The organism is Nonomuraea coxensis DSM 45129, from assembly GCF_019397265.1.
GTDB lineage: Bacteria > Actinomycetota > Actinomycetes > Streptosporangiales > Streptosporangiaceae > Nonomuraea > Nonomuraea coxensis.
This window is the reverse complement of record NZ_CP068985.1, coordinates 5,937,621-5,951,199: the sequence shown is the minus strand read 5'-3', so window position 1 is coordinate 5,951,199 and position 13,579 is coordinate 5,937,621. Positions and strand designations below refer to the sequence as shown.

Sequence of the window (13,579 nt, the reverse complement as noted above, 5' to 3'; positions counted from 1 at the left end):
AGGGGCAGGCGCACAAGCGCACATCATGGCCTCCGTATGGGGTAAATGGTACAAAATGCGGATCGAGGACTGGTTCCTGACTGAGGACGAGCGCGGCAACGGGGCGACCAAGCTCGGGCCGTGGACGACCGGCAACGACGTACGCCCCCTCGTCCACGGAGCGACCTACTTCGCCGAGCTGCGGGCCTGCCTGGAGCAGCTCGGCAAGGACGACCTGCTGCTGTTCGCCGACTGGCGCGGCGACCCCGACGAGCGCCTGACCCCCGACGGGCCGACCGTGAGCGAGGCCATGGCCGCGGCGGCGCGGCGCGGCGCCCTCGTACGCGGCCTCATCTGGCGCTCGCACATGGACCTGCTGCGTTTCAGCTCGGCGGAGAACCGCCGCCTCGGCAGGGAGATCGAGGACGCCGGCGGCCAGGCCCTGCTGGACACGCGGACCAAGCCGGGCGGCGCGCACCACCAGAAGTTCGTCATCCTGCGCCACGACCGCGACGCCACCAGGGACGTCGCCTTCGTCGGCGGCATCGACCTGTGCCACAGCCGCCGCGACGACGCCGACCACCTGGGCGACCCGCAGAGCTGCCCCATGCCCGACGCGTACGGCCCCCGCCCGCCCTGGCACGACATCCAGGTCGCCATCCACGGACCGGCCGTCGCCGAGGTGGAGACGGTCTTCTGTGAACGCTGGGAGGACCCCGCCCCCGAGACCCGGGACCCGCTGCGCCGGCTGCGCGACCACCTCGGCCGGCTGGACGACGCCCCGCCGCTGCCGAAGCCGGGCCCGCCTCCGCCGCCGGCCGGGCGGCACGCCGTGCAGTTATTGCGTACCTATCCGGCGCGGTGGGACCGCTACCCGTTCGCGCCGGACGGCGAGCGCAGCATCGCCCGCGCCTACCGCAAGGTGCTGGCCCGCGCCCGTTCCATCGTCTATCTGGAGGACCAGTACCTGTGGTCCACGGACGTCATCGAGCCGTTCGCGGAGGCGCTGGAGCGCGAGCCGGACCTGCGCATGATCGTCGTCGTGCCGCGCCATCCCGACCAGGACGGCCTGCTGGCCGGGCCCGCCAGCCTCATCGGGCGCGCGGACGCCCTGGCCCGGCTGCGCGCCGCGGGCGGCGACCGGGTCGCCGTCTACGACCTGGAGAACCACCGGGGCACCCCCATCTACGTGCACGCCAAGGCGTGCGTGGTGGACGACGTGTGGGCCACGGTCGGCTCCGACAACGTCAACCTGCGCTCGTGGACGTACGACTCGGAGCTGAGCTGCGCGGTGCTGGACGAGCGGGAGGACCCGCGCCCGCCGTACGGCGCGCTGCGCTTCGCCCGCGACCTGCGGCTGACCCTCATGGCCGAGCACCTGGACCTGCCGGGCGGCGAGCAGGACGAGCTGTGCGACCCGGCCGCCGCCTTCGAGGCGTTCGCGCGGTCAGCGGCCCGGCTGGAGGAGTGGCACCGGGGCGGCGAGGAGGGTCCGCGCCCGCCGGGGCGGCTGCGTCCGCACCCGGCGCCCACCCTGTCGAGGCTGCAGAAGGCGCTGGCCATGCCCCTCTACCGGTTCGCCGTGGACCCGGACGGCCGGCCGGCCGAGCTCCGGCGGTCGGGCCGGTTCTGAGCGCTGCTAGGGTGCGGCGGGTGAGCAGCGGACGTGGAGTGCTCGTGACCGGCGGGTCGCGGGGGATCGGGCGGGCCGTCGCGGCGGCCTTCGCCGCGCAGGGTGACCGGGTGGCCGTCCACCATCGCGATTCGGCGGCGGAGGCGCACGGGCTGCTCGGCGAGCTGCCCGGGGAGGGGCACGCGGTCGTCCGGGCCGATCTCGCCGATCCCGGCGAGGTCCGCGACATGGTGGACGCCGCCGCGGACGCGCTCGGGCGCATCGACGTGCTGGTGAACAACGCCGGGGTCTTCTTCCACCATCCCGTGGCCGAGGTGTCGTACGAGGAGTGGCAGGACGCCTGGCGGCGCACCCTCGCCGTCAACCTGCTGGGGGCGGCCAACGTCACCTACTGCGCGCTCCGCCACATGCGGGCGGGGGGCCGCGTGGTCAACGTCTCCTCGCGCGGGGCCTACCGCGGCGAGCCCGACGCCCCGGCGTACGGGGCGTCCAAGGCGGGGCTCAACGCGCTCGGGCAGTCGCTGGCCGTCGCGCTCGCGCCGCACGGGATCGCGGTCGCCTCGGTGGCGCCGGGGTTCGTGGCGACCGACATGACCAACGAGCACCTCAAGGCGCCGCGGGGCGACGCCATCAGGGCGCAGAGCCCGTTCGGGCGGGTGGCGCGGGCGGAGGAGATCGCGGCGGCCGTGGTGTTCCTGGCCTCGCCGCAGGCCGAGTGGGCGAGCGGCGCGGTGCTCGACCTGAACGGCGCCTCCTACTTCCGCTGACGTTCCCCCGGGCGCCCTGGATGGCGTGGTATAGCCGCGGAATGTCGGAAGTGGCGGCTATTGTGGCATCCAGGGCACTGCGGGTACTCGCTTCGGAGGGGACGGCGTGGCCAGAGGATGGGGTTGGGCGCTGGCGTCGCTCGTCGCGTCCGTCGGCGTCCTGCTGACCGGTTTCACCCTGTTTGTGGAGTTAGGCCCGATCGCCGCGGTCATCGTGGTGCTGCTCGCCCCCATCATCCTGTGCGGCTTCGTCGTGGCCCACGACGTGCTGCGCCACCGCGCCCTGACCCAGGAGGAGGCGCTGCGGCTGGACCGCGAGCGCGAGCACGTCCGGCGCACCGTCGACCTGGTGCTGGACCCCGAGCTGAACGCCGAGCAGCGCCTGGCCGTGCTCGACTGCCACATCCCCCGGCTGGGCCGCGACCCCCGGTCCTCGCCGCTGCGCGAGCGGTTCGTGGCCGTCGCCGAGCTCTCCCCCCAGGGGCGCGCCCTGCTGGAACGTGCCCGCCGCGCCGTCGCCGTGATCCAGCGGTCGGAGGCCATGCGCCGCCACCTGCTCGACGTCGTGGCCAACGAGGTGCTGCTGCCCCGCCAGGTCTGGGAGATCGCCCGCCTGCTGCGCGTCCAGCAGGAGCTCCAGCACGAGCAGGACGCCGCCCGCCACGGCCTGGTCACCGACGAGCTGCGGGCCGTGCTCGACCCGCAGCAGGAGGCGCTCGACCGCTCCCTGACCGCCGTCACCGCCCGGGTCGAGGGCCTGGAGCGCTACGCCCGCCGCGTCCAGGAGGCCGACGCCGCGCTGCGCGCCCGCGAGGCGCTGGACAACAACCACAAGTACCGCGCGCTGCTGGCCGCCACCGACGACGCCGAGGGCATGGCCGCGCTCGCCGCCCACGGCGACGCGCTGGAGGAGACCCTGGCGCGCAGCGTCCGCGAGGCCATCGAGGCCGGCCAGACCCTGTCCGTCTGAGCCGCCGGGGGCTCCTGTGCCGCCTGGGCCGCCGCGCGGGGCTCACCGGGCGCTGATCAACCTGCAAGCCTTCCGCAAGCGGCCCCTTCTACGCTCGACCTCCCGGCGGCCACGGGGAGGCGAAGCTGGTCGCCGGGCTGTATCTGACGCCCTCGGGGACGCTCTGAACTCTTCGAGGCGAGGGATTAGCGAACGGGAGACACCCCCTATGTCCGAGACCCGGATGACCGCGGACGACGTGCTCCGCATCGCCGCCTACAGGGACCGCAGCCCGGCACTCGAGGCGATGGTCATCGCCTACGCCTACCACCGGGTCGCGGGCGACCTTTCCGGACATCTCGGCCAGGCGTGCAACAACTGGTACTGCTACGCCACCTGGACCTCCAAGGCCGTGGGCGAGAGCCTCGACCTGACACCCGACTCGCCGTTCATCGAGAACTTCGGGCGCCGCCTCCGGGTGCCGCGCCGCCTGCGCCGCTTCTTCCGCGCCACGCTGCTCACCCTGCTCGGCCCCAGCTACCAGCTCGGTCTCGCCCTCGCCAACCGTGCGATCTTCCTGGAGACCGCCAGCCTCGCCGTCAACCTCTGGCGCGACACCCCCGACCGGTTCCTCAAGGTCAGCCCCGAGTCCGACCTGACGCCGACGCCGCCCGAGTTCCTGACCGGGCTGCTGGAGCAGGCCGACCCGCGCTACCTGCGCGACGCCGCCCAGCTCCTGATGGAGGCCAGGGAGGCGAACGACCCCGAGGTACGCGCGGAGCTGATGTTCGGCGCCAACATCGCGCTGTCGGCGTACGAGCAGAAACGCGCGCAGAAGGCCCTGGAGCTGGTGCTCTACCGGCCGGTACGGTGGCTGACCCGCGTGTCGTGGCGCTCGCTGCGCTCGCTCGTGACCCGCCGCCCGCTCCCCCGCTTCCGCCTCTACGCCGCCCGCCACGAGGACCAGCCCTGGCTGACCCGCAGGCTGGAGGAGCTGTGGGCGGGGCTCTACACCCGCCACCTGTTCGCCGTCCGCACCCCGCTGAGCGACATCAGGGTGGGCCGCCCGCTCACCGCGCCCGACGGCGTCGACTTCGACCAGGCATGGGCGCCGATCCGCGACGAGCGGGTGCGCAAGCTCGCCGAGGAGTTCATCACCGAGGACCGCGAGGCGTCCACGGCCGGGGTGACCAACTGGGTGTCCTACCCCGACCGCATGCGCTTCATCGTCAGCTACTTCCGCGTCTACCAGACGGTGGCCGCCCTCTACCGGGTGCCCTTCGACGACAAGCTCGCCACCGGCCTCGCCGAGGAGATGCGGCGCGGCCTGGTGCCCCAGTCGATCGGCGAGATGTTCGACCGCGACCCCGGCCTGCCGGCGATCCGGCGCAGGTTCTACCGCTACCCGGCCGAGACCGACCCCGACGTCTTCGAGATGGCCCATTTCGACTTCGAGCCGTTCCTGGAGGCGATCCCGCTCGACCGGAGCGTCACGTAGTGGGCGGCCGGACGGATCAGTCGAGGAAGTCCCTGGTGATCTCGCGGGCCTGGAGCATCCCGCGCAGCTTCGCGAAACAGCGGGCACGGGTGGGCCCGATGCTCCCGACCGGCCTGCCCAGCCTGCGCGCCACGTCCACGTAGTGCGGCTCGGAGGTCTCCGTGAGCGCCCTGAACAGCACCCGCTGCGCGTCCGGCAGCCCCTCGACCAGCTCTTCGAGGGTCCCGGCGAGCCAGATCCTGGCCAGCTCCCTGTCCACGTCGTCGGTGCTGCCGAGCGTGTCGAGGTCGGGCGTGCAGATCTCGCGCGTCCTCCTGGTCAGCTTGAGGCACTCACGGAAGGCGATCGTGGCCAGCCAGCCGGCCATGCGCCGGCCGTCGGCGACGCTCTTCAGGTTCTGCCAGGCCAGCAGCCAGGTGGTCTGCAGCACGTCCTGGGCGTCCTCGTGGCCGAGCCTGAAGCGGCGGATGCGCGCCTTCAGCATCGGGGTGAACTCCTCGACCAGCCGCTCCCAGGCGCCGGCGTCGCCCTGCTGCGCTGCCGCCACCAGAGCGCCCGTGTCGAGGCGGTCGATGGTCTCCAACTGCATGTTCCACTCCTCGCCGGCGCGGGTACTCGGGGGGCCACTTCCGGCCGGCCCTCCCACGGTCCGCCTGAAGATCCGCGACGTCTGTCGCGCCCGTGACAGCTCGCGTGTGTTCCTCGTCACATTCGGGACGTGGAAGAGATCGCTTACCGGTTACTGCCGGGCCGCCGATTGCGGCCTAGAGTTCTTTCATGAACGGGTTCAGCGGGCCCCCGCAGGACGGTCAGCAGCTCGCCGCCGTGCTGGCGGAGATCCCGTTGTTCCGCGTACTCGGGAAGGACGGCGTCGAGAGCGCGCTGCGGGCGGGGCTCGCCCGCAGATACCGGTCGGGGCAGATCATCTTCCACCAGGGGGATCCCGGGGAGTCCCTCTACGCGATGCTGGACGGCCTGGTGAAGGTCGTCTTCACCACCGAGCACGGCGACGAGATCGTGCTCAACATGCTGAGCAGGGGCGACACCTTCGGCGAGATGGCGCTGCTCGACGGCTCGCCGCGCTCGGCGTCGATCGTCACCGTGCGCCCCTCGTGGGTGTTCGCGCTGCCCAGGGCGCGGCTGCTGGAGCTGATGCGCGAGCATCCCGCGCTGGCCGACGAGTTCCTGCGCATGCTCGGCCACCTCGTGCGCCGGCTCACCGGGCAGGCGGCCGACCTGGCCTTCCTCGATCTCGGCGGCCGGCTGGCCAAGCTCCTGCTGGAGCTCGCCGGCAAGCACGGCAGGGCGGACGCCGTGGTGGACCTGCCCGGCCTGACCCAGTCGGATCTGGCCGCGCTCATCGGCGCGACCCGGCCGGCGGTCAACCGGGCGCTGCAGTCGCTCGTGTCACGGGGGCTCATCGCCATCGATGGCCGCACGATCACGCTGCTGGACGTCGCCGCACTGCGCAAGCGGGGCGGCCTCTGACCGAATCGGGAGTACGGGGACAATGAACCGACGCGAGGATGCCCACGAGCGCTGGCCGGAGGAGAGGTTCCGGCAGCTGAGGCAGATGGCCGACCCCGAGATCGACGAGATCGTCGCCCGCCACCTCAAGGAGCGCGACGACGGCCTCGGCCCGCTGGAGCTGGTGAAGGCCGTGGTCAAGGAGCTGGGGGAGGCCAAGAAGGAGGCCAGGCAGCCCTCGGGACGGCCGCCCGCCTCCGAGATCTTCGACGCGCTCGACTTCGCCGCCAACCTGCCCGAATGGGGCTGCGACGCCGACCTGCTGGCCAAGGGCCAGGCGGTGTTCGCCGACTACGGCCTCTACCAGTCGGCCGCGCTGTTCTGCAAGTGCCTGCCGATGGCGTACGTCGAGGTCTCCAGCGCCCGCGTGCTGGCCGGGGTCTCGCAGCTCGCCACGCACGGCCTCACCCGCCGCGTCGCCGAGACCGGGCAGATGCTGGTGGACGTCATGGGGCTCAAGGCCACCGACAGCCTGCTGCCCGGCGGCCCCGGCAACACCACGGCGCTCGGGCTGCGCATCCTGCACGCGTTCGTGCGCGCCCTGGTCGACGAGCGCTACGGCGACCACTGGGACGTCGAGCGGTTCGGGCCGCCGGTCAACCAGGAGCTGCTGCTGGCCACCCTGTTCGACTTCACGGTGGTCACCTGGGAGGCGATGGAGACGATGGGCGTCACGCTGACCGACGAACAGCGCGCCGCCCACCTCTACACGTGGAGCGTCTTCGGCCACCTCATGGGCGTGGAGGCGTGCCGCGAGCGGCCGCTCACCCTCGACGACGTCGCCCCGGTGAGCGAGCGCATGGGCCGCCTGTACGAGTCCAGCCCCGAGGGCCGGCTGCTCATGTCCATGCTGCTGGCCGAGATGGAGGAGTTCATGCACCTCGGCTGGCGCAAGCTGCCGCGCAGCCTGGTGCACTGGGTCTTCCGCGACGCCCGTCACGGCGCCGACCGGGTGCCCGAGCTGCTGGAGGTGCCGCCGCCCGCCTGGTGGTTCACCGCGCTGTTCGCCCTGGCCAAGGCGGCGCACCGGCGGCCGTGGCTGGGCCGCGCGGTCGACGGCGTGGTGCGCGGCCTGGTGCGCAGGGTGGGCCGGCACCTCGTGGTCGCCCTGGTCGACCGCCACTCCGACGGGCAGGCCGCCTTCCGCATCCCGCCCGAGCTGGCCGGCGCCTGGCGGATCAAGCAGTCGAAGACGGCGGTCAAATCACGTGAGATCCGGCGTAACGTCCGCAAGAATGTCCGCAAGACCGTCCGCAGGAGTGTGCGCACGACCGAACGAGCGCCCGCGGAGGGGCGGAAGGGGCTGCGCGCGTGAGCGTCCCGCACGAGCCAGGCACCCTCACCACGGCGACGATCCTGTTCACCGACGTGGTGAGCTCCACCGCGCTGCGCATCAGGCTGGGCGAGGAACGCGCGAACGACGTCTTCCGCCGCCTCTACCAGCTCCTCCGCTCGGTGGTGCAGGCCAACGGCGCCACCTTCACCAAGAGCCTCGGCGACGGCCTCATGGCCGTCTTCGAGTCGGCGACCGCCGGCCTCGACGCGATCATCGCGGTGGAGCAGGCGGTGGCCGACGAGAACGAGCGCGCGCTGGAGAAGATCTCCATCAAGGCGGCGCTCGCCGCCGGCGACGTCTGCTGGGGCCACGACGACGTGTCCGGGCTGCCCACGGTGGAGGCGGCCCGCCTGGTCGCGATTGCCGAGGGCGGCCAGGTACTCTGCACCGACCTGGTGCGGCGCCTGGCCCAGGGCCGCAGCAGGCACGAGTTCAAGGACCTCGGCCGGCTGCCCGGCAAGGGCCTGCGCGAGCCGATGCACACCTACGAGCTGCACTGGCAGAACGCCGACCACCACCAGAGCGGCGCGCTGCCCGCCTGGCTGGCCGGCGAGCGCGAGCTGACGTTCGTCGGCCGGGGCGAGGAACTGCGGGCGCTGGAGGCCGGCCTCGCGGCGGCCGAGTTCGGCAGCGGGCTCGTGATCCTCCAGGGCGAGCCGGGGGTGGGCAAGACCCGGCTCGCGTCCATGGCGGCCAGGCAGGCGCTCAAACGGCAGTTCACCGTGCTGGCCGGGCGGTGCACCGATCCGGCGCGGCAGGCGTACGAGCCGATCGCCGGAGCCGTCGAGCGGCTGGCCCGCACCTCGCCCGCGCTGCTGCTGCGGGCCGGGATCGACCAGCAGTGCGGCCAGCTCGTCCGGCTGGCGCCGTCGCTCGCCGCGCCGCCGCTGTCGCTGGAGGTGCCGCCCGCCACCGAGCCCGTCTCCGAGCGCTACCACCTCATGGCCGCCGCCCGCACCCTGATCGAGCGGCTCACCACCGTGCGCCCGGTGCTGCTCGTCATCGACGACCTGCAGTGGGCGACGCTGGAGTCGCTCCAGATGCTCAACGCCCTCATGTACGACGCCGACGCGCTGCCGCTGCTCATCCTGGCCACGGCCCGGCCCACGCCGGTCGAGACGGCCATGCCCGAGCTGCTCAAGCTGACCGCCGACGGCCGCGTGCTCCAGGTCGCCTCGTTCGGCCTGGAGGAGGTCGCCGACGTCCTGGCCGAGGTACGGCCAGGCGCCGACGCCGAGCTGCTGCACCGCGTCACGGGCGGCAACGCCTTCCTCGTCAGCGAGATGGCCCGCGAGCTGACCGCCGGCAAGGAGCTCGACGCGCTCGGCGTGCCCGACTCCGTCACCCGCATGGTGCGGGCCCGCCTGGCGCAGCTCCACCCCGACGCCCGCGACCTGGTCAGCATGCTGGCCGTGGGCGAGCACATGGAGTCGGCCGAGCTGCGCGCCGCCCTCGGCCTGGACGAGGCCCGCTTCGTCGCGGCGGTCGAGGAGGCGCTGGGCGCGGGCCTGGTCGCCATGTCCGCCCGCGGCGCGTGCAGCTTCCCGCACGAGCTGACCAGGAACGCCCTCTACGCCACGCTCTCGCCGCTGCGCGCCGGGCTGCTGCACGGCAAGGTCGCCGACGCGCTGTGCCAGGCCGACCCGCGGGCCATGGAGACGCGGCCGTACGTCGTGGCGCGGCACCTGATGGCCGCCGCCGAGCACGGCCGCGACCCGGCCCGGGTGAGCGCGGCGGCCGAGGCCGGCGTCCTCGCCGCCGGGCACGCGCTGAAGGGTCTCGCCCACCGCGAGGCCGTCACCTGGTACCGCCGGGTGCTCGACCTGCTCGACGGCGCCCCGGGCACCACCCCGGAACGCCGGGCCGAGCTGCTGGTCGGCTGCGGGCGGGCGATGTGGCTGGCCGGGCACCCGGAGGCGAGGGCCACCCTCGGCGAGGCCGCCGACCTCGCGCTGGAGTGCGGCCGCGGCGACCTCGTCGTCACCGCGGCGCTCGGCGGCGTCGCCTTCTCCGGCATCAACGCAGCCCTCGACCGGCAGCGCATCGCGCTGCTGGAGGAGGCGCGCAGGCAGGTCGACTCCACCGACGTCAGCACCCGCGCGCTGCTGGCCGCCAACCTGGCCGCCGAGCTGATCTGGGCCCCCGACGGGGAGCGGCGCTTCGCGCTCAGCGACGAGGCGGTGGCACTGGCCCGCAAGTCCGGCGACCCGCGCACCCTCGCGCTGGTGCTGGGCCTGCGCAGCCTCACCATCATCCCGGCCGACCCACTGCACCAGCGCCACCGCGACGGCGACGAGATGCTGGAGGCGGCCCGCCGCACCGGCGACGACCTCGCGCTGTTCCACGCCTACGTCCAGCGCACCCCGCCGGTCCTCGACAGCGGCGACGCCGCCCGCGCCGCCGACCTGCTCGACCGGGCCGACGAGCTGGCGCACCGGCTGGCGCAGCCGCACCTGCACTGGCTGGTCGGCTACTCCAGGGCCGGCCTCACCCTCATGCAGGGCGACCTGGCGCAGGCCGAGGCCGAGGCCGAGGCGGCGCTGCGGCTCGGCTCGCGGATCGGCCGCCGCCTGGAGGCCGTCGCCATCTACTCCGAGCAGATCGCCGAGATCCGGCGGCTCCAGGGCCGGCTGTGGGAGCTGCGCGACCGGCTGCGCCGCGCCGCGCAGGCGCCCCGCGCGGACCCCGTCCACGCGGTGCTGCGCTATCTGAGCGAACTCGACGACGAGGAGGCCGGCCCGCTGCTGGAGCGCATCCTCGCCGACACGGGCGCGATCCCGCCGCGCAACATGGCGCACCGCCCCGCCCTCGACAACCTGACCGTGGCCGCAGGCCGGCTCGGCCGTCCCGAGCTGGCCGCGCGGCTCCACGACGCGCTGGCCGGCGAGGGCGACACGTTCGGGCACTCGACGGTGGCCCACCACTGCGGCCACCACTACCTGGCCCACCTGTGCGTCACCATGGGCGAGCCGCGGCGCGCGGCCGAGCACTTCGAGGCCGCCGCCGAGGTGCACGAGCGGCGCGAGGTGCCCCTCATGCTGGCCGAGTCGCTGCTGGACTGGGCCGACCTGCTGGACGGCGGCGAGGTGAACGGGCCCAAACCGGCGGACCTGCGCCGATGGTGCTCCTCGCTGCTGGCCGGCCGGGGCGCGGTGCTCCTCGACCGCCGGCTTCGCTGACTCCGCCGTCACTCCTTCACCAGGATCTTGCTGAGCACCACGAAGCCGCCGAGCGCCCCCGCGGTGCCGGCGGCGGTCGTGGTGGTGAGGTTGACCACGAGGTCATAGGTGCCGGGGGCGAGCTGGCCGCGCATCGGGATCGACGCCGTATATCGGCCCGACCCCGGGGTGAACGTCAACTCCACGGGAGGCGAGGGATGCCGGCTCTCGCCACCGCCCAATAAGTCGGCGATGATCTCCAGCTGCCATCGGCCCTGCAACCAGTCGATGAGCTCGCCGGTCACCTCCCAGCTCACGTCCACGGTCCATCCCTCGCCGCGCCTGACCACGGTCGTGGGCTGCGCGCCCGGATCGACAACCTGGCCGTGAAGGGCGCCGGCCAGCTGCTCGGCCGGCACTTTCATCACTTGGAACTCTCCGGTTGCCATCTGCTCTCCTCTCCGGGTGAGGACCAGGTCCCCGTGTGAAGGAGCAGAGCGGCGACACCGCCGCCCAGATACGCTCGTTTTCCCGGCGGATGCGGCGGTCAGGGCCGCAGGCGCACCAGATCGCGGTCCAGGCCCTCGACGCCGCCCGCGCCCAGCAGCTGCAGGGTCCGTACGAGCTCGGCGCGCAGCAGGTCGAGCACCCGGGTCACGCCGCGCTCGCCGCCCGCCATGAGGCCATAGAGGTAGGCCCGGCCGACGAAGCAGGCCCGCGCGCCGAGGGCCACCGCCGCCGCCACGTCCGCGCCGCCGCGCACCCCGCCGTCCAGGAACACCTCGGTACGGTCACCGACGGCGTCCACCACCTCCGGCAGCAGCTCCAGCGGGGTGGGGGAGCGGTCGAGCTGCCGGCCGCCGTGGTTGGACACCACCAGCCCGTCCACGCCCACGGCCGCCAGGTCCTTCGCGTCGTCCACCCGCTGCACGCCCTTGACCAGCAGCGGGCCCTGCCACGCGGACCGGATCCACTCCAGGTCCGCGACCGTCACCGACGGGTCGAACATCAGGTTCGTGATGCCCGCCATGTCGCCGGGCGCGCCGTCCACCGTCGCGAACCGCAGCGGCTCGCTGGTCAGGAAGTCGAACCACCACGCGGGGCGGCCCAGCGCCTGCAGCGCGCTGCGCCAGCGCAGGGACGGCGGCACCGTCAGGCCGTGCCTGACGTCGCGCAGCCGCGCCCCGGCGACCGGCACGTCCACGGTGACGACCAGCACGTCCATGCCCGCCTCGCGGGCCACGGCCAGCATGTCCAGGGTGCGGGCGCGGTCGCGGACCACGTAGAGCTGGAACCAGTTCCACCCGCCGGGGGCCGCGGCCGTCACCGCCGGCGCCGGGGTGGTGCCCATCGTGGACAGCGTGTACGGGACGCCCGCCCGCTCCGCCGCCCTCGCCACCGCGCGCTCGCCCGCCCGGTGCATCATCCGGGTGAACCCGGTCGGGCCGAGCACCACCGGCATCGCGATCCTGCGGCCCAGGATCTCCACCGCCGTCGGCGCCTCGGCCACGTCGCGCAGCACCCTCGGCCGGAACTCCACCCGGTGGAACGCCTCCACCGACCTGGCCAGCGACCACTCGCCCTCGGCGGCGCCGTCCACGTAGTCGAAGACCATGCGCGGGGCGCGTCTCCTGGCCAGCTCCCGCAGGTCGCCGACGTCCGCCGCCGCGGCCACCCGGTCGGCCCGGGAGAGCCGGGGACGGCCGGGCAGCACCTCCCGCAGCTCCCGCCACCGCGGCAGCCGCCGCCGCTCCTCCCCGCTCCCGTCGATCCCCCGACGCTACCAAAACCGACCCAACCCAGCGAGACCCCACCACCCCGACCCCCGCGCCCCTCTTCCCCTCAGCCCCGTCCGCGGCCCCCTCCCAGGGGACCCCGGCCCCCGCACCTCCCGAGGGACCCCGGCCGTCTGCGGCCACCCCTCTACCTCCCGAGGGACCTTGGCCGTCTGCGGCCACCCTTGTACCTCCCAAGGGACCTCGGCGTCTGCGGCCCCGTACTTTCCAAGGGGACCTCGGCGTCTGCGGCCACCCCTGTACCTCCTGGGGGACCTCGGCCGTCTACGGTGGGGGCGTGATCGAGCACCGTAGTGACGGCGGCGGGCCGGCGGCGGCGTGGGTGCGGCTCGCCGGGGCGTCGCCCGCCGCACTCGCCACCGGCGCCGAGCTCGTCGCCCGCTGGTCGGAGCCGCACCGCCACTACCACGACCGCGCCCACCTGGCCGCCGTGCTCGCCGCCGTGGACGACCTCGCCTCCGACGCCGCCGACCCGGACGCGGTCCGCCTGGCGGCCTGGTTCCACGACGCCGTCTACGACGGCCACCCCGGCAGGGACGAGGAACGCAGCGCCCAGCTCGCCCAGGCCAGGCTCCCCGCCTGCGGCGTCCCCCCGGCCGTGGTCGCCGAGGTGGCGCGACTGGTCCGGCTGACCGCCGCCCACGACACCCTCGCCGGCGGCGACGCGAACGGCGCGGTCCTGTGTGACGCCGACCTCGCCGTCCTGGGCGGCCCGCGGGACGCCCCCGGCGGGTACGCGGCCTACGCGGCCGCCGTCCGCCGCGAGTACGCCCACGTCCCCGACGACCTGTTCAGGCTGGGCCGCGCCGACGTCCTGCGCCGCCTGCTCGCCACCCCCAGCCTCTACAGGACCGCCCGCGCCCGCGAGCTGTGGGAGGAGCGGGCCCGCGCGAACATGACCGCCGAGCTCGCCTCACTCACCGCCCCCTGACCGCG

The 13,579-nt window shown here is 74.0% G+C and carries 11 protein-coding genes; 8 read left to right on the top strand and 3 right to left on the bottom strand.

Annotation, left to right across the window (positions count from 1 at the left end; genetic code table 11):
• Positions 1-55 precede the first annotated feature (55 nt).
• The 4 genes from Nocox_RS43780 (at position 56) to Nocox_RS27795 (ending at position 4,826) form a co-directional block, all read left to right on the top strand.
• Entirely contained in the window at positions 56-1,612 is a 1,557-nt protein-coding gene (locus Nocox_RS43780) for a phospholipase D family protein (RefSeq protein WP_020547186.1), read from the top strand.
• Between the two features lie 20 nt (positions 1,613-1,632).
• Entirely contained in the window at positions 1,633-2,379 is a 747-nt protein-coding gene (locus Nocox_RS27805; RefSeq protein ID WP_033411302.1) for an SDR family NAD(P)-dependent oxidoreductase, read from the top strand.
• Positions 2,380-2,485: 106 nt separating this feature from the next.
• Positions 2,486-3,349 (top strand): hypothetical protein, encoded by an 864-nt coding sequence (locus Nocox_RS27800; protein ID WP_020547184.1) that lies wholly within the window; start codon positions 2,486-2,488, stop codon positions 3,347-3,349.
• A gap of 208 nt (positions 3,350-3,557) precedes the next feature.
• On the top strand, positions 3,558-4,826 hold the full coding sequence (locus Nocox_RS27795; protein WP_020547183.1) for a hypothetical protein: 1,269 nt from the start codon (positions 3,558-3,560) through the stop codon (positions 4,824-4,826).
• A gap of 16 nt (positions 4,827-4,842) precedes the next feature.
• On the opposite strand, the gene Nocox_RS27790 is transcribed toward Nocox_RS27795, so the two are convergent.
• A complete protein-coding gene (locus tag Nocox_RS27790; protein WP_020547182.1) occupies positions 4,843-5,415 on the bottom strand; it encodes an RNA polymerase sigma factor in 573 nt (190 codons plus the stop codon).
• 188 nt (positions 5,416-5,603) lie between these two features.
• Here Nocox_RS27790 and Nocox_RS27785 point away from each other — a divergent pair, with 188 nt between their 5' ends.
• From Nocox_RS27785 to Nocox_RS27775, 3 genes are read left to right on the top strand one after another with little or no spacing between them, the layout of a single operon-like run.
• Positions 5,604-6,314: a Crp/Fnr family transcriptional regulator gene (locus Nocox_RS27785; RefSeq protein WP_020547181.1), complete on the top strand. Its 711-nt coding sequence runs from the start codon at positions 5,604-5,606 to the stop codon at positions 6,312-6,314.
• 22 nt (positions 6,315-6,336) lie between these two features.
• On the top strand, positions 6,337-7,668 hold the full coding sequence (locus tag Nocox_RS27780; protein WP_020547180.1) for an oxygenase MpaB family protein: 1,332 nt from the start codon (positions 6,337-6,339) through the stop codon (positions 7,666-7,668).
• Positions 7,665-10,868, top strand: a complete 3,204-nt coding sequence (locus tag Nocox_RS27775) for an ATP-binding protein (RefSeq protein WP_020547179.1) — start codon at positions 7,665-7,667, stop codon at positions 10,866-10,868. The genes Nocox_RS27780 and Nocox_RS27775 overlap by 4 nt, the downstream gene beginning before the upstream one ends.
• Before the next feature lie 8 nt (positions 10,869-10,876).
• Here the strand turns inward: Nocox_RS27775 and Nocox_RS27770 are convergent, their stop codons facing one another.
• The gene (locus Nocox_RS27770) at positions 10,877-11,296 is read right to left on the bottom strand and encodes a hypothetical protein (protein ID WP_020547178.1); all 420 of its coding nucleotides are present in this window, start codon (positions 11,294-11,296) and stop codon (positions 10,877-10,879) included.
• A gap of 98 nt (positions 11,297-11,394) precedes the next feature.
• Complete coding sequence (locus Nocox_RS27765; RefSeq protein ID WP_020547177.1) at positions 11,395-12,561, bottom strand: alpha-hydroxy acid oxidase; 1,167 nt, start codon at positions 12,559-12,561, stop codon at positions 11,395-11,397.
• 359 nt (positions 12,562-12,920) lie between these two features.
• Here Nocox_RS27765 and Nocox_RS27760 point away from each other — a divergent pair, with 359 nt between their 5' ends.
• Positions 12,921-13,574 (top strand): HD domain-containing protein, encoded by a 654-nt coding sequence (locus Nocox_RS27760; protein WP_219495510.1) that lies wholly within the window; start codon positions 12,921-12,923, stop codon positions 13,572-13,574.
• Positions 13,575-13,579: the final 5 nt, after the last annotated feature.

Bases quoted from the DNA above. Each gene is read 5' to 3' on its own strand.
- Nocox_RS27795 (WP_020547183.1), top strand. From the start codon at position 3,558: ATGTCCGAGACCCGGATGACCGCGGACGACGTGCTCCGCATCGCCGCC.
- Nocox_RS27780 (WP_020547180.1), top strand. From the start codon at position 6,337: ATGAACCGACGCGAGGATGCCCACGAGCGCTGGCCGGAGGAGAGGTTC.
- Nocox_RS43780 (WP_020547186.1), top strand. From the start codon at position 56: ATGCGGATCGAGGACTGGTTCCTGACTGAGGACGAGCGCGGCAACGGG.
- Nocox_RS27785 (WP_020547181.1), top strand. From the start codon at position 5,604: ATGAACGGGTTCAGCGGGCCCCCGCAGGACGGTCAGCAGCTCGCCGCC.
- Nocox_RS27790 (WP_020547182.1), bottom strand. From the start codon at position 5,415: ATGCAGTTGGAGACCATCGACCGCCTCGACACGGGCGCTCTGGTGGCG.
- Nocox_RS27770 (WP_020547178.1), bottom strand. From the start codon at position 11,296: ATGGCAACCGGAGAGTTCCAAGTGATGAAAGTGCCGGCCGAGCAGCTG.